At 65.7% G+C, this 20,560-nt stretch carries 22 protein-coding genes and 1 pseudogene; 13 read left to right on the forward strand and 10 right to left on the reverse strand.

All coding sequences use genetic code 11. The features are described 5' to 3' along the window. From A5646_RS21575 to A5646_RS21620, 10 genes are all read left to right on the forward strand, one after another. Window positions 1-1,362, forward strand: a 1,362-nt coding sequence (locus A5646_RS21575) for an MFS transporter (RefSeq protein WP_067024061.1), incomplete at its 5' end; no start/stop codon positions are given. A gap of 46 nt (window positions 1,363-1,408) precedes the next feature. Beyond that, window positions 1,409-2,437 (forward strand): methyltransferase, encoded by a 1,029-nt coding sequence (locus A5646_RS21580; RefSeq protein ID WP_066865045.1) that lies wholly within the window; start codon window positions 1,409-1,411, stop codon window positions 2,435-2,437. Between the two features lie 241 nt (window positions 2,438-2,678). After that, window positions 2,679-3,104 carry an MmpS family transport accessory protein gene (locus tag A5646_RS21585; RefSeq protein WP_066865042.1) on the forward strand — a complete coding sequence of 142 codons (426 nt, stop codon included), beginning with the start codon at window positions 2,679-2,681 and terminating at the stop codon, window positions 3,102-3,104. Then, window positions 3,101-6,037 (forward strand): RND family transporter, encoded by a 2,937-nt coding sequence (locus tag A5646_RS21590; RefSeq protein ID WP_066865039.1) that lies wholly within the window; start codon window positions 3,101-3,103, stop codon window positions 6,035-6,037. Before A5646_RS21585 ends, A5646_RS21590 begins: the two co-directional genes overlap by 4 nt. 563 nt (window positions 6,038-6,600) lie before the next feature. Further along, window positions 6,601-7,368: an SDR family NAD(P)-dependent oxidoreductase gene (locus A5646_RS21595; RefSeq protein ID WP_066865036.1), complete on the forward strand. Its 768-nt coding sequence runs from the start codon at window positions 6,601-6,603 to the stop codon at window positions 7,366-7,368. A 17-nt stretch (window positions 7,369-7,385) separates the two neighbouring features. Beyond that, a complete protein-coding gene (locus A5646_RS21600) occupies window positions 7,386-7,916 on the forward strand; it encodes a cupin domain-containing protein (protein ID WP_231998451.1) in 531 nt (176 codons plus the stop codon). A gap of 93 nt (window positions 7,917-8,009) precedes the next feature. Beyond that, on the forward strand, window positions 8,010-8,321 hold the full coding sequence (locus A5646_RS21605; RefSeq protein ID WP_066879202.1) for a hypothetical protein: 312 nt from the start codon (window positions 8,010-8,012) through the stop codon (window positions 8,319-8,321). 5 nt (window positions 8,322-8,326) lie between these two features. Beyond that, complete coding sequence (locus A5646_RS21610) at window positions 8,327-8,737, forward strand: GNAT family N-acetyltransferase (RefSeq protein ID WP_066879199.1); 411 nt, start codon at window positions 8,327-8,329, stop codon at window positions 8,735-8,737. Then, entirely contained in the window at window positions 8,734-9,504 is a 771-nt protein-coding gene (locus tag A5646_RS21615; protein ID WP_067024064.1) for an SDR family oxidoreductase, read from the forward strand. Before A5646_RS21610 ends, A5646_RS21615 begins: the two co-directional genes overlap by 4 nt. Window positions 9,505-9,516: 12 nt before the next feature. Then, window positions 9,517-9,927 carry a cupin domain-containing protein gene (locus A5646_RS21620; RefSeq protein WP_067024068.1) on the forward strand — a complete coding sequence of 137 codons (411 nt, stop codon included), beginning with the start codon at window positions 9,517-9,519 and terminating at the stop codon, window positions 9,925-9,927. A gap of 50 nt (window positions 9,928-9,977) precedes the next feature. Here A5646_RS21620 and A5646_RS29175 read toward each other — a convergent pair whose 3' ends face one another. From A5646_RS29175 to A5646_RS21635, 5 genes and pseudogenes are all read right to left on the reverse strand, one after another. After that, window positions 9,978-10,208 (reverse strand): hypothetical protein, encoded by a 231-nt coding sequence (locus A5646_RS29175; protein ID WP_066865019.1) that lies wholly within the window; start codon window positions 10,206-10,208, stop codon window positions 9,978-9,980. Window positions 10,209-10,315: 107 nt separating this feature from the next. Next, on the reverse strand, window positions 10,316-10,927 hold the full coding sequence (locus A5646_RS21625) for an N-acetylmuramoyl-L-alanine amidase (RefSeq protein ID WP_369806980.1): 612 nt from the start codon (window positions 10,925-10,927) through the stop codon (window positions 10,316-10,318). Window positions 10,928-11,105: 178 nt separating this feature from the next. Beyond that, complete coding sequence (murQ, locus tag A5646_RS30470; RefSeq protein ID WP_197505257.1) at window positions 11,106-12,008, reverse strand: N-acetylmuramic acid 6-phosphate etherase; 903 nt, start codon at window positions 12,006-12,008, stop codon at window positions 11,106-11,108. A gap of 99 nt (window positions 12,009-12,107) precedes the next feature. After that, a pseudogene (locus A5646_RS30475) lies at window positions 12,108-12,884 on the reverse strand (BadF/BadG/BcrA/BcrD ATPase family protein); the annotation flags it as partial. Further along, complete coding sequence (locus A5646_RS21635) at window positions 12,812-13,180, reverse strand: VOC family protein (RefSeq protein ID WP_067024071.1); 369 nt, start codon at window positions 13,178-13,180, stop codon at window positions 12,812-12,814. The gene A5646_RS21635 and the pseudogene A5646_RS30475, both read right to left, overlap by 73 nt. Window positions 13,181-13,240: 60 nt before the next feature. Here A5646_RS21635 and A5646_RS21640 point away from each other — a divergent pair, with 60 nt between their 5' ends. After that, entirely contained in the window at window positions 13,241-14,569 is a 1,329-nt protein-coding gene (locus A5646_RS21640; RefSeq protein WP_066879184.1) for an adenylate/guanylate cyclase domain-containing protein, read from the forward strand. Between the two features lie 134 nt (window positions 14,570-14,703). Beyond that, window positions 14,704-15,432, forward strand: a complete 729-nt coding sequence (locus A5646_RS21645; RefSeq protein WP_067024073.1) for a class I SAM-dependent methyltransferase — start codon at window positions 14,704-14,706, stop codon at window positions 15,430-15,432. 7 nt (window positions 15,433-15,439) lie between these two features. On the opposite strand, the gene A5646_RS21650 is transcribed toward A5646_RS21645, so the two are convergent. From A5646_RS21650 to A5646_RS21660, 3 genes are all read right to left on the reverse strand, one after another. After that, the gene (locus A5646_RS21650; RefSeq protein ID WP_066865243.1) at window positions 15,440-16,609 is read right to left on the reverse strand and encodes a glycosyltransferase; all 1,170 of its coding nucleotides are present in this window, start codon (window positions 16,607-16,609) and stop codon (window positions 15,440-15,442) included. Next, entirely contained in the window at window positions 16,606-17,622 is a 1,017-nt protein-coding gene (locus tag A5646_RS21655) for a UDP-glucuronic acid decarboxylase family protein (RefSeq protein ID WP_231998453.1), read from the reverse strand. The genes A5646_RS21650 and A5646_RS21655 overlap by 4 nt, the downstream gene beginning before the upstream one ends. A gap of 206 nt (window positions 17,623-17,828) precedes the next feature. After that, the gene (locus A5646_RS21660; RefSeq protein ID WP_067024079.1) at window positions 17,829-18,287 is read right to left on the reverse strand and encodes a hypothetical protein; all 459 of its coding nucleotides are present in this window, start codon (window positions 18,285-18,287) and stop codon (window positions 17,829-17,831) included. 86 nt (window positions 18,288-18,373) lie between these two features. Between A5646_RS21660 and A5646_RS21665 the strand changes: the two genes are divergently transcribed. Then, window positions 18,374-19,879, forward strand: coding sequence for an adenylate/guanylate cyclase domain-containing protein (locus A5646_RS21665; RefSeq protein WP_067024084.1), 1,506 nt, complete (start codon window positions 18,374-18,376; stop codon window positions 19,877-19,879). Window positions 19,880-19,911: 32 nt separating this feature from the next. On the opposite strand, the gene A5646_RS21670 is transcribed toward A5646_RS21665, so the two are convergent. After that, the gene (locus A5646_RS21670; protein WP_067024087.1) at window positions 19,912-20,349 is read right to left on the reverse strand and encodes a nitroreductase family deazaflavin-dependent oxidoreductase; all 438 of its coding nucleotides are present in this window, start codon (window positions 20,347-20,349) and stop codon (window positions 19,912-19,914) included. A gap of 26 nt (window positions 20,350-20,375) precedes the next feature. Then, on the reverse strand, window positions 20,376-20,534 hold the full coding sequence (locus tag A5646_RS29580) for a hypothetical protein (protein ID WP_197497967.1): 159 nt from the start codon (window positions 20,532-20,534) through the stop codon (window positions 20,376-20,378). Window positions 20,535-20,560: the final 26 nt, after the last annotated feature.

The raw sequence follows: 20,560 nt of genomic DNA on the forward strand, positions 1-20,560 counted from the left end.
ACCGAGCACGACCTCGGGGGTGGCCTGGTGCTGCAGCAATGGATCGTCGACGGCTACCTGTTGGCGATGGCGGCCGCAATGTTGCCCGGCGGGTCCATCTCGGATCTGATCGGACGGGTACCCGTAATGCGGTTCGGGCTGTCGGCTTTCGGGGCGGGCTCGGTTCTCGCGGCGGCCGCCATCGCGCCGACGATGCTGATCACGGGGCGCCTCATCCAAGGCCTGGGAGCGGCGTTCCTCGTGCCGGGCTCGCTGGCGCTGATCAACTCGGTGTTCGACAAAGCGCACCAGTCGGCAGCGATCGGCGTCTGGACCGGATGGACGGGAGCCGCGTTCGCGTTGGGCCCCCTGCTAGGAGGACTGTGCGTCGATTTCCTCAGCTGGCGTTGGATATTCGTGTTGTCTGCGATTCCCATGGCGATCGGATATGCGCTGACCTTCTGGTTGTGCCCGATGTCGGCGCGCATCGAGGGCGCCCACGTCGATGCGGCCGGGGTGGGCCTATCGTCGATTGGGTTGGCCGCGACCGTGTTTGCGTTGATCGAATCACAACACGACGGCTGGACCGCCCCGATGGTCATCACGCCATCGGTGGTCGGGATTACCGCACTGGCCGGCTTCGTGGGCTGGCAGCACCGCAGCCGATGCCCGATGCTTCCGTTGCCGCTGTTCGCCTTTCGCAACTTCGCTGCCGCCAACCTCGTCACCGCCTTCGTCTACGGCGGGTTGACACTGGGGTCGTTGGCCGTCGCCCTCTACACCCAAGAGATCGGCGGCTACTCAGCCACCGCGGCCGGACTGGCCACCCTGCCGATCCCAGCGGTGTCGTTCCTGTTCGCCCGTCACGTCGGCCGCATCGCCGCGCGGGTGGGACCACGCGCGTTCCTGATCGTCGGCCCCGCCGTGGCGGGGGTCGGGCTGCTGCTGATTCGCCCGAAGCCCAACGGATTTCACGCGATCACCGACCTGATCCCCGGCATGACCGTGCTGGCCATTGGACTGGTCGCGACCATCACACCGCTGATGTCCGTCACGTTGGCCTCGGTGCCGATCGAACACGGCGGCCTGGCGTCGGGGATCAACAACGCCGTCTCGCGACTCGCCGCGCTGATGTCGATCGGATCCATGGGCCTGATCACCGTTGGCGTGGCGAGCGCCACCGGATTCGCCCACGTGTTAGGGGTGAGCGCTGCGCTCTTCGGCCTGGGCGCATTGTGCGCCGCGCTGTTGATCACCAACCCCGTCGCCGGGTGCCAACCTGTGCCCTGTGACATCGCGGCGCTCTGCCGCGACCGGCCCGGTGCGCAACCCGCCCTGGCCGGCCAGCCGTCGGCCGCGACCGAACCATCCCCGCCGCCGTGATGTCGCAGGAAGGTACCGCAACATGGCACGGCAAGTTGGAGGAAAGATGACCACACCACCCGTACCGTCCGAAGCCCGAGACCACGAGCGGATGATGACCATGCTGACTGGTTACTGGGTCACCCAGATCGTTCGTGCCGCAGCGACTTTCAACTTAGCGGATCATCTCGCTGGGAGTATCGATACGGCTGAATCGATCGCTGCGGAGGAGTCCCTCGATCCCGACGCCACTCGGAGGCTCATCCGGGCCTGCGCCTCGCTGGGGCTTGTGACGTCGGCCGACGGTGTGCAGCTGAGCGGGACGCCCCTGCTCAGCACGCTGCTCAGAGACGACCCGAACTCGTTGCGTGGCATGGTCCTTGCGCAAGCCGCACCTGGTCATTGGTTGACCTGGGGATGCTTCCCGGATGCTGTTCGCAGCGGCACCAGGCAGATGGAGGCTGCCCACGGTATACCTGGCACGATCTTCGACTACTTAGCCACACATCCCGACGAGGCGAGTCATTTCACCGAAGCCATGTCGAATCTCAGTGCGGCCGCTGCGATCGAGATCGCGAAGCTGGTCGATACCCGAGGCGTCGAGTACGCGCTCGACGTCGGGGGAGCAAACGGCGAGGTTCTTCGGGCGATGATGCGGTCGAATCCCGAGCTGCGCGGCGGCGTCTTCGACCTGCCGCAAATCGTGCCCTACGCGGCGGCGGCGGCTCGCAAAGATGGCCTGCGGGAACGCCTTAACGCAGTGGGGGGAGACTTTTTCGAGTCGGTACCGCCCGCAGATCTGTACGTGCTCAAATACATCCTGCACGACTGGGACGACCAGAACTGCATACGGATCTTGACAAACTGCCGTGCTGCCCTCCAAGAGGGTGGGCGCCTCGTCGTGATCGACTATCTCGTCGGAGAATTCGGCGGTCCCGTGCTGCCGACAATGATGGACATGAACATGTTGGTCATGACCGGTGGCAAGGAACGCGACATCGCAGAGTTCGACGCGCTTTTCGCCTCCACCGGATTTCGCCGCACCACCGTCGGACAGGCTGGGCAGTTCGCCGTCATAGAAACCGTAGGGATCTGACATGGTAGCCGCCACGGGGGGCCGATGTATTGGCAGCGGACGCGATCGGCCAGAGATATCAGCGAAAGGCGCTCGACTTTCACTATCACAGGGGCGACGACGATGCCTGCTCGCTGCTGCAGCGTCGCCCTAGCGGCCACCCCGGGAATCAACTCGATCGTGATGGCGTTCGGCTAGCCGTGGCACAAGCGAAGAGATGGCTTAATATCAGCCCTTCGGGCATTCCAAATCGGGGGGCGCGGTGTTGAGGCTTCTCACGCGGGCATGGGTTCCGCTGGTCGTGGTGGTGGCGCTGGCCGTCGGCGGCATCGCGGTGATGCGACTCAATGGCGTCTTCCCTGGACCCGGCTTGCCCAAGCCCGATCCCCGGGATGCCACCCCGCCCTATGCGGCCAAGACCGCCATCTACGAAATACTGGGGCCGCCCGGGACGACCGGAGTCGTCAACTGGATGGATGCGGAGTCGCTGCCGCAGAAGGCGAACTTCACGACATTGCCGTGGTCGAAGACGATCGTCGCCGAGATGCCCGGCATCTTCGCCTATGTCGTCGCCCAAGGTGACAGCCCCTTCATCGGTTGCCGCATCACCGTTGACGGCAAATTGGTCGATCAGCAACAGGCCAACGGGCACAACGCGCAAGTTTCCTGCTTGGACAAGTCGGCATGACCGACCAAACCAGCGACACGGACGAAATCCCCGTCGCGCAGCCCTATGAGCTCGAGCGCAAACCGCGCCTCGCTCGTACCATCCGCGCGCTGGCGCTGCCGATCGTCGTGGCCTGGGTGCTGATCGCGATCGGGGTGAACGTCTTCGTCCCGCAGTTGGAGAAGGTTGCCGAGGAGATTTCCGTCCCGCTCTCGCCGTCAGACGCACCATCGGTAACCGGGATGAAACACATCGGCGAGAAGTTCAAGGAGTACGACTCCGACAACCTCGTCCTGGTCACCCTGGTCGGTGACAAACCGCTCGGCCCGGACGCCCACCGGTTCTACGACGACCTGGTCAAAAAGATCCAGGCCGACCACGAACACGTCGAGCATGCGCTGAACTTCTGGGGGCAGCGATTCACGTCCTCAGGTGTGGAGAGCTACGACCATAAGGCCGCCTACGTCCAGGTCAACCTCAAAGGCGATCAGGGTGGGGCGGTCGGCGACGAATCCGTTGCCGCGGTGCGCAAGATCGTCGCGGACTCCAAGCCGCCCGCCGGCGTCAAGGCCTACGTCGCGGGCCAGGGAGCGCTGACCGCCGACGTGATTGTTGTCGGTGACAAGAGCCTGGCCAAGATCACGATCATCACGGTCGTGATCATCGCGCTCATGCTGATGTTCGTTTACCGGTCCATCAGCACCGTGTTGCTGACCATGGTGATCCTCTTCGTGGGACTCGCGGCCGGCCGCGGCGCGGTGGCGCTGTTGGGCGAAACCGGCGTCATGGGGTTGTCGACCTTCGCCGTGAACCTGCTGACCTCACTCGCGATCGCAGCGGGTACCGACTATGCGATTTTCATGGTCGGCCGCTACCAGGAGGGCCGCGAACGCGGTCTGGACCGTGAGGCCGCCTATTACGACACGTTCGCCGGCGTCAGCAAGGTGGTCCTGGGCTCCGGGCTGACGATCGTCGGGGCGCTGGCCTGCTTGAAGTTCACCCGGCTGCCCTACTTCAGTTCGCTGGCGTTCCCGTGCGCGGTGGGACTGCTGGTGGTGGTGGCGGCTGGGGTCACGCTGACGCCCGCTCTCATTGCAGTCGCCAGTGGCTTCGGCCTTTTGGACCCCAAGCGCAAGTTCAACTACACCCGCTGGCGCCGCCTGGCGACGGCCATCGTGCGCTGGCCGGCGCCCATCCTCGCGACCTCGGTCATCCTGGCGATCGTTGGCGCCCTTGGTCTCGCGGGCTTCACCCCGCGCTACAACGACCTGTATTACCTGCCGAAGAGCGCGGCCTCGGTGCAGGCGTACGACGCGGCCGATCGGCACTTCACCCAGGCCCGCCTGAACCCGGACCTGCTGATGATCGAATCGGACCACGATTTGCGCAATCCCCGAGACATGCTGGTGTTGGACAAAGTTGCCGGTGCCATTTTCCGGGTGCCGGGCATCGAACGGGTGCAGAGCATCACCAGACCGCTCGGCCCACCGATCGAAGACGGGTCCATTCCGTTCCAGCTGAGTGTGCAAACCGCGCCGATCCGCAGCAACCTGAACTACCTCAAGGACCGCGTCGCCGACATCAAGAAGATCATCGGAGATCTCGACACCCAGATCGCGCTGTTGGAGCGCCAGTACGCGATAACCCAAAAGCTCGCCGACGCCGCGGAGGACAGCTCGAAGACCACCGGAGAGACGGCGGCCATCACGGACGAGATCCGGGACCACATCGCGGATTTCGACGACTTCTGGAGGCCGATTCGCAGCTACTTCTACTGGGAGAAGCACTGCTACGACATCCCGATCTGCTGGTCGCTACGGTCGCTGTTCGACGCGCTGGACGGATTCGATCAGCTGGCCGAAAAGTTCCACGCCCTCACCGGCGATCTCTCCAACACAGCCAAGGCCACGCGCGAATTGCTGGCGATCATCCCGGAGAACATCGCCGTCACCAAGTCGATCCGCGATACGACGCTGACCATCTACAGCACGTTCGACAACCTGGTCGATCAGTTCGATCGGCTGACCGACACGAACGCCGTAATGGGCAAATCGTTCAACGACGCTCGGGTGGAAAGCCTGTTCTACCTGCCGCCGGAGATCTTCCAGAACTCCGACTTCCAGTTCGGGTTGAGCCTGATGGTGTCGCCCGACGGAAAGGCAGCGCGCTTCATCATCACTCACTCCGTGGACCCGGCGACCGCGGAAGGCATCAAGTCCGTCGAGCAAGAGCGCAACGCGGCCAAGGAGGCGCTGAAGCTCACCTCGCTGGAGAACGCCGACATCTATCTCGGCGGCACCGCCGCAACATTCAACGACATCGCCACTGGCGCCTGGTACGACCTGCTGATCGCCGCGGTGGCGTCGATCGTGCTGATCTTCATCATCATGGTGATCGTTACCCGCGCTCTCGTCGCCGCGGGAGTCATCGTCGGCACGATCGTGCTGTCGCTGGGCGCGGCGTTCGGATTCTCGACGCTGATCTGGCAGCACCTGGGCCACTTCCAGTTGCACTGGGTGGCAACGGAATTCGCGTTGATCGTGCTCTTGGCGGTGGGGTCCGACTACAACCTGATGCTGGTGTCCCGAATCGAGGAAGAGATCGGAGCCGGCCTGAACACGGGACTCATCCGCGGCGTCGGCGTGACGGGCCCGGTGGTGTCCGCGGCCGGTGTGGTTTTCGCCGTCACGATGGCCGCGATGCTCTCCAGCGATCTGCGGGCGATCGGTCAGTTCGGGTCCACGATCGGGATCGGTCTGATGTTCGACACCTTCGTCGTCCGAACCCTCATCACGCCGTCGATCATGACGGTGATGGGCCGCTGGTTCTGGTGGCCGAAGCGAGTGCGGGTCCGTCCGGCCAGCCAGATGCTCCGGTCCGTCGGCCCGCGGCCGCTGGTCCGTGCTCTGCTGTACCACCCGCGGCACGGTGCCCCACCGGACCCGCAGACCTAGCACCCCGCACAGCGGGCGTCGCCGATCGCCGGATGGTCTCGGCTACCGGGCCGCCTTGGCGGCGTGGCGCCGAGCCTTCCCCTTCGCGTGGGCCGAGCAGCAATGACCCATATCGCAATGGAACCGGTCACTACAATCATGCGAACAATAGACTGAGGCGGCCGGAAGCCATTCCGGATCGGACAAATCCCGCGGCCGGTCGTTTGGATCGAACGTATGGCCGCAATGTACACAGACCCTGGTCTTGGTCTTGGACATACCGCTCAGGGTACGCGCCATCGCCCCAAATCGGGACTGATTCCAGGGCGAGGGTCAACGGTCTGCGTTTCGCAAAAAGATCGTGCAGTCAAAGGTAACTGTATTTACGCGAACGTAATTACTAATCGTTACCGCCCTATTCATTCACGCGTCGCTTCAGGCGGCGCATTCTCACCCGGGTGAATGGGTGGTTGGGGTGATGACAGTTCACCCGGGCCGGCCGCAGCCTAGGTACGAGCGACCGCGGGATCGTCCGTCCGGGTCCACTCGTAGCTGTCAAGGAGAGCCAGGAAGGGACCCCGCTTATGCATTTCGATGGCAAGAAGGTCATCGTTGTCGGCGGTAGTGCCGGCATGGGGCGGCAGGTCGCGATCGACATCGTCGGTCACGGCGGCAGCGCGGTGATCGTCGGACGGTCGAAGGCGCGCGTCGACGACACCGTCAGCGAGCTGACGAGCGACGGGGAAGCCTCGGGCATCGTCGCCGACCTGACGGACCGTGCGGCGGTCGCCGACGCGCAGCGCGCGCTTTCCGAGAATCACAGCGACGCCACGCTCCTGGTGAATGCGGCCGGATTCTTCATCCCGAAGCCGTTTCTCGCGTACGACTCGCAGGACTACGACTCCTACATGGAGCTGAACTTCGCCTTGTTCTTCCTGACGCAGACCGTCGTCGCGGGCATGATCGCACGCGGCGAGGGCGGGTCCATCGTCAACATCGGTAGCATGTGGGCGCATCAGGCACTGGGCGTGACCCCATCGACCGGCCATTCGATGCAGAAAGCCGGGCTGCATGCGCTCACCCACAACCTGGCCATCGAGCTTGCCGGGCATCAGATCCGCGTCAACGCCGTAGCGCCGGCCGCCGTCAAAACCCCCGCTCTCGAGCGGTGGGTCCCGAAGGACGAGATCGACTCCACCCTGGACACTTTCGCGCCGATTCATCCCCTGGGGCGAGTCGGCACCCCCGCCGACGTCGCCAACGCCATCACCTATCTGCTCTCCGACGCGGCCAGCTGGGTCACCGGCGCGATTCTCAATGTCGACGGCGGCATCATGGCCGGGCGCAACTGAGCTGACGGAGGATCCCAGTGACAAACGACATCTTGAGGCCAGGCGGCCCGTCGGCCAAGTCGGTCGGCCGCACCGAAGGCAAGTACGTGTTCAACGGGACGGTCGGTATCCGCCACATCCTGGATAGGTTTCAGGCGGAAGGGCGTTTCTCCGTGCTCGAGCATCCCATGTCACCCCGAGCGTTGGCCGCACCACTTCATCGCCACCACAACGAAGATGAGTACAGCTTCATCATCGAGGGACGCGTGGGCGCTTTGCTTGGCGACGAGGTGCTCTATGGCGGACCAGCCGACTTCATTTTCAAGCCACGAGGCCAATGGCATACATTCTGGAACGCGGGCGATGAGCCGGCCCGCATCCTGGAGATCATTTCCCCCGCAGGATTTGAGCAGTTCTTCGACGAACTTTCCGACCTCGGCGGCATAGCCAAGATATCGACAGAGACGCTGGATCAACTCTGCGCGCGGTACGAACTTGAGATGGATGTCGACAGCGTCCCCGAACTATGCAAACGCTTCGGATTGAAATTCCCCGGTGAACCTATTTGATAGTGGACCCCCTGAGTCCGAATTCCCGGTACACACAAGCAAAGTCGGCGGGAAAGCCACAGGTCGGCGAGCGAAAAGTCAAGGAGGACAACCTTGGACGGCGACTACGACGACCCGGGACCCGATAACACGCTGGGCCCCAGCGAATCTCTGGACTCCGACGAGGTGCGCAACGACGATGGTGACATCGTGGTCGACGCTCCATTGCGATGGATCTCGCCCAAGGAAAATTTGGCGCTGGATGAGCGCCTGGCCGCTGAGGAGCCCGAGTTCGGGTACACCGAGCAACCGCCGCTGCGGCCCCGGCGCCACCGCGGTCAGATCAGTGGCAGCCCACACGACGGCACATCGTTCTATGGTGTGGCGCGCGAAGAGTTTGACCGGGATGACGAGGACGTCGGCTGACCGCTATGAGTGAATCACCAACGCCGATGGGCATTATCGAACGCAGGGCAAACCATGGTCTGCTAACAATCATCGCCGACAACGCCCGAGAAGGTCGGTTCGAGGCCACCGTAGACGACCAGGTGATCGGTTGGCAGCCCTACCGCCGCTACCGCGGCCACATCGTGTTGATGGCCACCGAAGTCGATTCGCAATGGCGTGATCGGGGTGTGTCCTCGGCGATGATCGGTGGTGTGCTCACACTGATCCGCAGGGCCGGGCACACGGTTATCCCGCGGTGCAAGATCACGGGTGACTACATCCTGCGCCATCCTGAATATCGGGATCTGGTGACCGACCAATACCGGGGATTGCTCCGCCCGGTGTCGCGGCCTGCCGCGCCCGACGAAACCCGAACTGTGAAAGGTTCATCATGAAGATCGTCGTCATCGGCGGACGCGGGCTGATCGGCTCGAAAGTCATCTCCAAGCTCAGCGCCCAGGGGCATGACGTGATCGCGGCCTCACGCCGATCAGGTGTCGATTCATTCACCGGCGCAGGCCTTGGCGGCGCGCTCGCCGGTGCCGATGTGCTGGTCGATGTCGCTGATTCGCCAGAGTTCGACGATGAACCCGTGATGCGCTTCTTCACCACCACGACCACCAATCTCCTTGCGGCTGAACAAGAAGCCGGAGTCAAGCACCATGTGACGTTGTCCGTTGTGGGCGCGCAGACGATGCCGGACAGCGGCTACAACACCGCGAAAGCCGTTCAAGAAAACCTGATCAGGAAGTCCGGTCGGCCTTATTCGATCGTGCGAGCGACGCCCTTCTTCGAATTCGCCGTTGGACTGGCCGATTCCGCGACCGAAGGTGACGTGGTCAGGCTGCCGCACGCGTTGTTTCGTCCTATCGCCGCCAACGATGTCGCGACGGCCGTGGCCCACGCGGCCGGCGGGAGCCCCATCAACGCAGTGATGGAGATCGCCGGGCCAGAGGCAATAGGGATGGACGACTTTGTTCGCATGGGCCTTGCCGCCGTTGGCGATCATCGTCACGTCGTGACCGACGCACTGGCGCCCTACTTCGGTGCCGTGATCGACGATCACACCCTCGCGCCCGCTGAGAACGCCACCATCTTCACCACCCGATACTCCGACTGGATCGACGCACACTCCGGTCGTGCGCCCGTTTCGCAACCATAAGAGGGGCAACGAATGGTGCAGGACACGACCGACTCCGAATCGACCTCAACTATGACCGTGTTGCAGGAAGTACCGTCGGCGTTGATTCCCGACGATGCCCATGTGATGACGGTTCTCATCAGCCATCCGCCGGGGGCCCCGGGTTACCCACCACATCGCCTTCCCGGCGGCCCGGGGTTCGGTTACATGATCGACGGTGAGTTGTTGTTCGAGATCGAGGGTGAGCCGCCACGCGTCCTGCGCGCTGGAGACGCGTTCTGGGGGCCGGGCGGCGACGTGATCCACTATCAGGACGCCAACAACCGCACCGACATTCCTTGCAGCTTCGTCCTCACCCTGTTCCGCGCGCCCGGGCAGCCGATGCTCGAACGGGTTACCGGCGAGGAGTTGGCGCAGCGAAAGGGATTGCGCGTCACCGGTTGACTGGCTCGGCTCGCCAGGTCGACGAGGACGACCAGTGGGATGGCGAGCGGCTAGGAAGCGTCGCGCAGGCGGGTCTCCACACCCTTGATCCCCTGACGCAGGTGCTCGGCCAGGTACCATTCCTCACCGCTATGGGCATCGCGTAATGCCGTGTCGACCGCCGATTTGGCATCAGAGAGGTGCTCTCGGCGTTCGTCCCCGTGAGTGGTGATGGCATGAAGGACGGCCGTCACGGCCTCCTGGCAGGCGTTGGCGAAACCGCTGAGATGTGTGACCGACATGCTGACCCCTTCTTAGCCCGTGCTCAGCGAGATGCCCGCTGCTGAAGGACTGCAAACATTTCCGGCGATTCGCATCCCGGCGGCCTCCGACGAGCGGATGGCGGTGGTCAGTTGCCGGCCTCGATTGACGCGACCCGTGCGGCCGCGTCGGGTCCGCAGAAGCGCTGAAGATCCACTCCGCCCGCGCCGAGGAGATCGTCGATGCGGCGCTTGAGGTCGCCCGAGGATAGGTGGGCGTACAGGTTTCGACCCGGGCACGAGGTTTGGGCCAGGTCCCGATGGCCCGCCAGCGTGTCGGTCGAAACGCGAAAATTCTGGGCGGCCCAGGCGAACGCGCGCGCCGCCCCCTGAAGCTGGGCCTCCGGCACGGCCTCTTGATCAAAGTCTCCTTCGCAGAGAACCAGGAAATGGCCCGTCGTGTCGTAGTCCGTCGCGGTGTCGCCCGCGATCTCGGTGCTGCGCAGTTCGTAGATGTTGCCATTGCGGTCGACGCCGACGTGATAGGCGATGTCGACCCATCCGTGCTGATCCTGGTGGAATCGCTGATCTTGGCGGAGATGGTTTGGGGCATTGCGGTTTTCGCCGAGGACGACGGCCTCGTGGTGGAGCGTCATCCGGGTGATGGTGTGGCGCTTCCCTCCGGAGCGGGCCGGTCGGGCGCCCCAGGCGTCCCGGCACAGCAGCAGTGCCGAAGTCGTGGCGGTCAGGTGCGCACCGATTGTCGATGTCGGGGGAGGAGCCGGTGCCGAAGGCGGGCTGCCGAGCAGGGACGCCGCCCCGGCGCCGCCGGCGAGCGCTAGCAGCTGACGGCGGCTGACCAGAGCTGGCGGGCCGCACGCTGGCTCACACACGATCCTCACGATACGGGCGTGACACCGGCCCGCGGGACGACTTCATTCATGTCCCACCCAACGCGGCCCGCACGCGTCCGCGCGCCCGGTCGAGCCGGGCGGCGGCCTCGGCCGCGTCGACGCCCGCGAGCAATGCGACGATCGCGGTCTTGGCGTGACCGCCCGCGGCGGCGAGCGCGGCCGTCGCGGTCTCCTCGTCGACGCCGGCCACGTCGCGAACGATCCGCACCGCGCGGCGACGCACCTTCGCATTGGTCGCCCGCACGTCGACCATCCACGCTCCGTAGGCCTTGCCGAGCGCGATCATCACGCTCGTCGAGAGCGCGTTGAGCACCACCTTCTGCGCCGTCCCGGCGGTGAGCCGGGTGGACCCGGCGAGCACCTCGGGCCCGGTCAGCAGCTCGATCACGAGGTCGGCGGACGCTTCGCTTCGCGGGTTGTTGACAATCGCGACGGTCAATGCACCCATCGTGCGGGCGTGCGCGAGGGCTCCCACCACGTACGGCGTGCGGCCCGACGCCGTGATCCCGACGAGCGCGTCGGCGGCGGTCAGGTCCGCGAGGTCGGCGGGATCGAACGCATCCTCCGCGCCCTCGATCGCCTCGGTCAAAGCCGTTGGCCCGCCGGCGATCACGCCACGCACCAGGTCGGTGCCGAACGTCGGCCCGCACTCGGCCGCGTCGAGCACCCCGAGCCGGCCGGGTGTCCCGGCACCGGTGTAGATCAGGCGGCCGCCGCGTTCGAGCCGCGCGGTGATCGCCTCGGCCGCCGCCGCGATCTGCGGGACCGCCGTGGCCACCGCCTCGTGCGCTTCGCCCTCGGCTGCAACGAGCAGCGCGACGACCTCGCCGATGGGCCGTGCGTCGAGGTCGTCCAGGCCTGGCCGCACGGCCTCGGTGGCGAGCGCGTCGAGCCCTTGCGGGACAGGGACTTTCGGATCCGCCTGCACGCGAATCAGGTAGGGCTCGTGGATCGCTGAAAGCCGCAGTGCGCCGTCGAGCGCATCGCCGGCCGCGGGGATGAGGTCGAGCCCCGAGCGCAGCGCCTGGACTCCCGCCAGCCCGCCGACCAAGGCCACCGGGCCATGGCTGGCCGCGCGGGCGGTCGCGGCGAGCGCCTGCGCGGCGGCGCTGACGATCCCCAGCGCCGCGGCGTCACCCTCCGCCGCCAGGACGTCGGGCGCGAACGACGCGACCGCGGCGGCGCCCGTGAGCTGCGCGGGCCAGGTCTCCGGCGCGCCGAAGCGGGCGCGTGCAGCTTCTAGCAGCGTGGTGGACGGACCGCGCCCGTCGTGGGCGCGTAGCGCCGCACGCAGCCCGGCGGCGCCGATCCACGCGCCGCCGCCTTCGTCGCCCAGCCAGGGGCCCCAACCGTCGGCGGTGCGCAGCGCGCCGGTCGTGTCGATCGCGAGCGCCACCACGCCGGTGCCCACGATCAGCACGACGCCCGGCTGTCCGTTCAGCGCGCCCGCGTGCGCGATCACCGCGTCACTGGTCACCGCGACGCGTCGGGCCGGCAGCGATGCCAACAGCGCGTCGCCCAGTGCGCGCGCCGCGTCGGTTGCCGCCAGTGCACCGGCGGTGCCCACGACCACCTCGTCGACCGGCCCGAAATTTTGCGCCACCGCCAAGATGGCCGCCTCCGCGGCCCGCACGCCGCCGGGCGTCGCGAGCCCCGGGGCGCCCGCGCCCTCGGCCCTGCGGCCGCCCGCCGCGGCCCGGCAGGACGTCTTACCGAGGTCGACGGCGAGTATCACCGCAGCTTCTGCGCGAACTCGACGATGTTGCCGTCCGGGTCGGCGATGTGCAGCGTCCGTTCGCGCCATGGTCGATCCACCGGCCCGGTGAGGATCTCGACACCAAGCCCGCGCAGCCGTTCCGCTTCCGCGTCGACGTCGTCGATCACGAAGCCGATCTCACCGCAGGGCGGGTTGCCGCCGTCGCGACCGATGAGTTCCGGCAGCTTCGAGCGTTCGAAAAGCGCGAACTTGGTGTTCTCCATGTCGAACTCGACATAGCCGTCGCCCTCGATTCGGACCTGAAGGCCGATCACGTCGCGGTAGAACGCCACCGACCGGCGCAGCGACTCGACATAGTGAATGACGTAGTCCACCCGACGCATGCCATGCACGGTATCCGTTCCGTGCGCCTTCGTAGGGCCCACGCGGCGTAAGGTTCGACCATGAACGTCCCGACGGACATTCACTATGCCAAGAGCGGTGGCCTTAACATCGCGTTTTCGGTAGCCGGAATGGGTCCCGACCTCGTCGTCGCGCCCGGCTTCATCTCGCACCTCGACATCATGTTGGAGGAGCCGTCGGTCGTTCACTTCTACTCGCGGCTCGCGTCCTTTCGTCGCGTCGTCACGTTTGACAAGCGGGGCACCGGTCTCTCGGATCCGGTGATGCACGCGCCGACGTTGGAAGAGTCCGTCGATGACCTGCGCGCCGTCATGGATGCGTCCGGATGCGAACGCGCCGACCTGGTGGGCGTCTCGGAAGGCGGCACGATGGCGATGCTGACGGCGGCCAGCCATCCCGATCGCGTGAATGCGCTTGTCCTCTATGGCTCGTTCTCCCGCCTGCTCCGAACGGCCGACTACCCGCTCGGTGTCACCGAGGAGCAGCTGTCGGCGCTGGTTGAGGTGAGCGCGGCAGGCTGGGGCGAGGGCGTCGGATTGGGTGCATGGGCGCCGAGCCGGCGGGGCGACGCCGATTTTCGGCGGTGGTGGGCGCGGCTGCAGCGCGTGGCGGCCAGCCCCGGCATGGTCCGCAACATCTTCGCGCTTTATCCGCAGCTGGACATCCGTGACGTGCTGCCGGCGATCCAGGCGCCGACGCTCGTGCTGCACCGGCACGACGACCGGATGGTGAGGTGCGAGATGGGTCGCTACCTCGCCGATCGCATCCCCGGGGCCAAGTTCGTCGAGATTGACGGCGCCGACCATCTGTTCTTCACGGGTGACGCCGACGCGCTGCTCGACGAGGTCGAGGAGTTCCTCACCGGCGTCCGCCCGCAGCCGGCGGTCGAGCGCGTCCTGGCCACCGTGTTGTTCACCGACATCGTGGACTCGACGAAGCGGGCGGTCGAGCTTGGCGACCAACGGTGGAAGGAGCTGCTCGGCAGGCATGACGCCCAGGTACGACGCCAGCTCGCACGCTTCAAGGGCTGTGAGGTCAACACGACGGGCGACGGCTTTCTCGCCCGGTTCGACGGGCCCGCGCGGGCGATCCGGTGCGCCATGGCGATCCGCGACGTCATGCGGAGCCTTGGTCTCGAGGTTCGGGCGGGCGTACACACGGGTGAGGTCGAGTTGCGCGACGACGACATCAGCGGCATCGCCGTCCACATCGCAGCGCGGGTGGCGGCAGCGGCCCGGGCCGGCGAGGTGCTCGTTTCGCGCATCGTCGTCGACCTGGTCGCCGGGTCGGACCTGCGCTTCGCCGGTCGCGGCGAGCACACGCTCAAGGGTGTGACGGGCGAGTGGGGGCTGTTCGCCGTCGAGGGCTGACGGCTGGCTGCGGCATCGATTGCGGCTGGGCGCAGAACTGATACCGTTCAAACCGCACGCCGCTCGCCATATTGACCTCACGAAAATCGGCGGCCCACAACCGCGCTGGAGGAGTTCATGCGCAGGAGCGCGTCATGACCGATGCCACTTGGGCCCTCTACACCGAGCAGATGGACAAGGTCGACGGCTGGTTTTTCGAGGCCGACGTCGAGCTGTTCAGCAAACTGCTCGCTTGCCAGACGGCCGAGGGCGTCAAGGGCGACATGCTCGAAATCGGCGCATATCAGGGCAAGTCCGCCATCTTGATGGGCTATGGCCTGCGGGACGACGAAGAACTGGTGATCTGCGATCTGTTCGGCGCCGTGCTGAATCACGCCGACATCGCCGAAGCCCCACGCCAGCAGTACTCGGGCTTGGACCAGCAGCAGTTCCTCACCAACTGGGACCGTTTCCACACTCGCCGCCCAACGCTGGAGGTCTGCGAATCCTCAGAGCTCGATCTCGGAGACCGCAGCCTGCGCTTCGTCCACATCGACGGTTGTCACGGCTACCAGTGCGTCGCCAATGACATCACCCTCGCCGTGACTCACACGGCCAGACGGGGAGTGATCGCGCTGGACGACTACCGAGGGGTCGAAACCCCCGGTGTGGCGGCAGCCGTTTGGCAGGCTGTCGGCAACGGCTTCCTGTTCCCGTTCGCTGCGACGTACATGAAAATCTATGCCTGCACCTCGGCCGCCGATCAGCGTTACTGGTTAGAGCGGGTCAGGGATCGCGGCGACATCTGCGCTTTCCCCGACTTCGAGATGCCGTCTTATCGGAGCGTTTCGGACACGCAACTTCGCCGCTCCGATGAGCGCTGACAGGTGTTCAGCCGGCGTATTGGACGACCGCGTCTTCCAGCAAACCGGCTGCGGTGGCGGCGCTTTCGGCGGGTGTGGCCATCTGGGCGGCGACCTCGAGGGTTCGAGCTACGCAATGCGGAGTGAGGATGGCCCGCAGGTCGGCGAGCAGCGAATCCGGAGTGGTTGCGGAAAAGTGCCGTCCGATGCCGACGCCCAGCTGGCCGACCGCAGCAGCCCACATCGGCTGATCGACCGAAACGGCAAGGGCCAACGTAGGTTTGCCGGCCCGTATGCCGGCGAACGTGGTGCCGGGGCCCCCATGGTGAACGACCGCACGGCAAGCGGGAAAGACGGCCGAGTGGTTCACCGCGCCCACAACCATCACGTGGTCGTTTTGCGGGATGTCGGCCAGATCGCTTACGCCGCTGCAGATCAGCGCACGCTCGCCTAGTTGCGCGCAGGCCCAGCTGATCATCTCGAGCAAGCCGGCGGGGAAAGCGACTCGCGCGCTGCTCCCGAAGCCGAAGTAAATCGGCGGCGTGCCCGCGGCAATCCATGACGAGACCTCGTCGTCGACCTCCGTCGGTAATTCCAGCGTCAGCCCGCCAACGAAAGGCCGTCGGACATCCCATTTCGCCCACTCGGCTGCCAGCCCGGGGAAGAAGAGTTCGTCGTAGGCTTGGATCTCCAGCGGTTGTCGCGCCGAGGACCCCGATCCCTCCGGCAGGCCCAACGTTTGGCGCACGGCGTCTTCGGCCTCTTTGGTTACTTGCGTACCCGTGTCACGCCCGAGCGGGTAGATGTGCAGCGCGGCCTGCGGAATGTCGTAGTATTCCGCAATATTGGCGGCCAGCCCCTGCTGGCTCGCGTCGGTCAACAATAGGTCAGCCCCGTCTGCCAGCGACGTGAGCGCCGTGCCCAGCTGCGGCCAGAGTCGTTTGAGATCCTCGGCAATCACCCACGCCATGAAGACCGGGTTCGGAGTCTCCCCGTATTTGCGGGCGATCTCCGCGTTCTGCCGAATCTGGTCCGGGCCGTGGGGGACCGCAGCAAGCCCCGCCGACTCGACGAAGCCAAGGTAGTTTGGCGGGACCGCCATGCGTACGTCGTGACCTCGGCGCTGCAGCTCGCGACCGATGGTGGCGCACGGCTCGACATCGCCCCGAGTTCCCAAGGTAGCCAGTGCAATCCTCACCACTGGACGCCTGTCTGGGAGCCGGATCCGCCGATGCCGGTGAAATATTCGATTGTCCGCTCGACGCCTTCTTCGAAACTGACTCGCGGCCTCCAGCCGAGGGCGGACTCGGCGAGGGCGATGTCCGGCCTGCGCTGCTTCGGGTCGTCCGCCGGCAGTGGCTGAAAGACCGTCACGGAGGGGGAGCCGGTCATTTCCTTGATCAGCCTTGCTGTTTCGAGCACGGTGCGTTCGGCTGGGCTGCCGAGGTTGACGGGTCCGGTGAACGAAGCTTCGCTCGCCACCATTTTCACGAGCCCTTCGATGAGGTCGTCGACGTAACAAAAGGAACGGGTCTGGCTGCCGTCCCCGAAGACGGTGATCGGTTCACCGCGTAGCGCCTGGACGATGAACGACGAAATGATTCGCCCGTCGGCCGGATCCATCCTCGGACCGTAGGTATTGAAGATGCGGACGACCTTGATGCGGACGCGGTAGCGCCGCGCGTATTCGAGCATCAGCGTCTCCGCAACCCGCTTGCCTTCCTCGTAGCAGGCCCGCATGCCGAAGCAGTTGGCGTTGCCCCAGTACGTTTCGGCCTGCGGATGGATAGTCGGATCCCCGTAGACCTCGCTGGTGGAGGCCTGCAGGATCGTCGCCCCGCGCTCGCGCGCCAGTTCCAGTAGGTTTCTGGTCCCGGCGTAGTTGGTCTCGAGGGTGAACAGCGGATCGCGCTGGTAGGCGCGCGGCGACGCGGGGCAGGCCAGGTTGAAGATGACGTCCAGTGGACCTGGCATGACCGCGGCTACGGGCCGGGTGATGTCGTGCTCGATGAAACGGAAGCCCGGGTCTGCCTCGAGCTGCATCATGTTTTCGCGCCTACCGGTGCAGAAATTGTCGAGTCCGACGACTTCGATGCGGTCGCGGCGGAGACGATCGCACAGGTGGGACCCCAGGAATCCGGCCGCGCCGGCGACGAGGGCTCTCACTGCTTGCACTCCTTGGTTCCGGCCATCCAGCACGTAGCTTCGCATGGCGGAGCTGACTTCCTGCAAGACGCCCGCTGGAACTGTCCCGACTCACACTGGCGTTATTGGTTCGTTCAGCGGAAGTTCACCGTCGATGCGAACACGACGCCCGTCAGCTGCACGTCTGAATGTGCGCTGCCCCGGTTCACCGTCGGTGTCGCCGCGTTTCCGCACTCGCCGACGTCAAGCGCGTTGAGCAGCGCCGCGGTGCTCTAGGTTCCGGCCGGCTCACTCGTCCGCGCATCCCAAATGGCTTGTGTCTCAACACCGACCGAGGCGTGATGGATCTCCTGGAAGTTCCGTCCGCCTCGACGAAATGTCGCGACGACGGCGACCGGCACGTGTTGCTCCAGCATCGGGACGGACAGCCACTCGCAGGGTCGGATGTGCACCAAGTCCACCGCTGCGGCGCTTGGGTCGGCGTCGTAGCAGTAAGGCCCGCAGATGCGGCCCAACCAGAACCACCCGTGGGTGTCGCGGGTCCACACAAACGAGCCTTCGTCGACGTCGACGAATCGGTCGACCCGATGGACAAGCCGCTCCTGTTCGCCCGGCCGGTTCACGAATTGCCCAAACCCGCACACCCCGCGCCGGCGGGCGCGATCGATCGCGGCCTGTGGGTCGACGGCATCGTTGCGGGATCGCATCGGCGCGCGGTACACGGCAACCATGGGAGACATCGTGCCTCGGCGCCGCAGCCGGGCCGATGTGGGCCTATTCCCGCGCATCGCCCCCGAGGACGCTTTAACCTCCCGGCATGGACCGTATCTGGCAGTGGACATGGGATCGTTGCGGACCGAGGTATTACTGGTGGGCCCTGTGCGCTGCGGGGTTTCTCGTGTCGCTGCCCGTCTACACGGTGTTCGTGTCGCTTCCGATCGTCGTCTCCGAAAAGTCCGGCCGCTACCTCGGTGCGACCGCCGTCACCGTTGTCGCCGTGGTGGTGCTCGTAGGCATCATGGTTTTCCCGGACCACGGATGGGCGCGCCTGGTGAAACAGTGGGCCAGGGGCGACGGCGTCGACGGAGTGACCGCCCTCGAGGCCACGTACCGGTATGTGCGCAGCTCGACCGTCCGAACGGTGTGGGGTAGCGGCATATGGGCCGCCGCCTTGTCGGTCGTCGTCGGCGCGATCGCCGGTGCGACGGGGCCACGATTGCTGCAATACGGGATCCGCGGCGCCGTCATCGGAATAGCGGTGCAGCTGATCGCTTTTCACAGCATCGCGGAGGCGATGCAGCGGCCCGTCAGGATCGCCCTCGCCGGTGACACGGGGATCGGCGATTCGTTGCCGCGCTCGCGCCCCACGTTTGCCACGCGATCGAACGTGTCCATGCTCGCGGCCGCCTTCGCGTACACCGTCGGTGGCGCCATGCTTGCGACGGTGCTGCACCCGGTCAGCGATGCCCCGATCCTGTCCGTCCTGGTCGGCTGCGCCTTGACGCTCGTCTTCGCGGTGCCGATCACCGTCGGCATCGGGTTCTCGCTCTCGCTGCAACCCGTCCGCGACCTCGCCAAAGGCGCCGAACGCGTCGCCGCAGGCGACTATGGCCGACGCTTGCCGGTCGTTCAGGACGACGACCTGGGTGCACTGGCCGCGTCGTTCAACCGCATGCAGGCGGGTTTGGCTGAGCGCCAACGACTTCAGGGCGCGTTCGGCACCTACGTCGATCCCGCTTTGGCCGCGCGGTTGCTTCAGCAGGGCGACGACGTGTTCACCGGTGAGCGCCGCGAGGTGACCGTGATGTTCGTCGACATTCGCGACTTCACCCCGTTCGCGGAGGCGAACTCCGCCGAGGACACGGTCGCCCGGCTCAACGCGCTGTTCGAAATCGTGGTGCCCGCCGTCGTCGAGGCCGGTGGTCACGTCAACAAATTCCTCGGCGACGGGGCCTTGGCCGTATTCGGGGCGCCCAACGACCTCGCACACCATGCTGACGCGGCGGTGGGAGCGGCCGCACTTATCGATCGTCTGGTGACGCAGCGATTCGGCGGTGAACTTCGCATCGGAATCGGCGTCAACACCGGCAAGGTGATCGCCGGCAGCATAGGAGGCGCAGGCAAGCTCGAGTTCACCTTGATCGGTGACGCGGTCAACGTCGCCGCGCGCGTCGAGCAACTCACCAAGACGACGGGTGACGCCATCCTTATCACCGGTTCGTGCGTTGACGCACTGGCCTCTCGACCGCCCGGACTCCTCGATCGGGGACCGCACGCTTTGAAGGGGAAATCGGCGGAGGTACGGGTCTTCGCTCTCGGCTAGGGGCGCGACCTGAGCTGCGCGGCCTGCGGCCTTTAGCCTTTCGGGGCCAGGACGACGACGGGGATGGGTCGCGACGTCCGCTTCTGGTATTCGTTGTACCGGTTCTGATTGTTCTTGTTGACGATCTGCCATAGCCGCGGATAGTCGGGATCGTCGGGCAGCACCGGTCGTGCGGTGACGGCGAAACGCCTTGGGCCGACGTTGATCTCGACGTCGGGATGCGCCTTCAGGTTGTGGTACCAGCCGGGGGCCTGGGGCGCGCCGCCCTTGGAGGCGACCACCAAATAGTTGTCACCGTCGCGGGCGTAGGTCAGCGACGTCGTGCGTTGCCTACCGGTCTTCGCCCCGACGGTATGCAGCAGCAGGCTCGGTATCCACAGTGTGCGGTGACCGATCCAGCCGTTCGTCTTCTGATACACCGTGTCGTGCACCCGCAGCACCTGCGGGAGCAGCTTTTCTGCCAGACTCATAGCGACCAGTCTGCGCCTTTTTACGGCTAGTGGTGATGGGGAGGCTGTTCGTCGCGGAGCCGGCGCTCGTCCAGCGCCTCGCGCGCCTGGTCCTCGTCGGCGTACCGTTCCACGTCCTCGGGCGTGACCTGCCCCCGTGGCGGTGTGGGCGCGGCCGGCGGTCGACGTGCGGATTCGCGAGACATCAAGCGATTGTCTCATTGTCGACGAG

Origin of the sequence: Mycobacterium sp. 1245499.0 (assembly GCF_001673615.1) — a bacterium.
Taxonomy (GTDB): domain Bacteria; phylum Actinomycetota; class Actinomycetes; order Mycobacteriales; family Mycobacteriaceae; genus Mycobacterium; species Mycobacterium europaeum_A.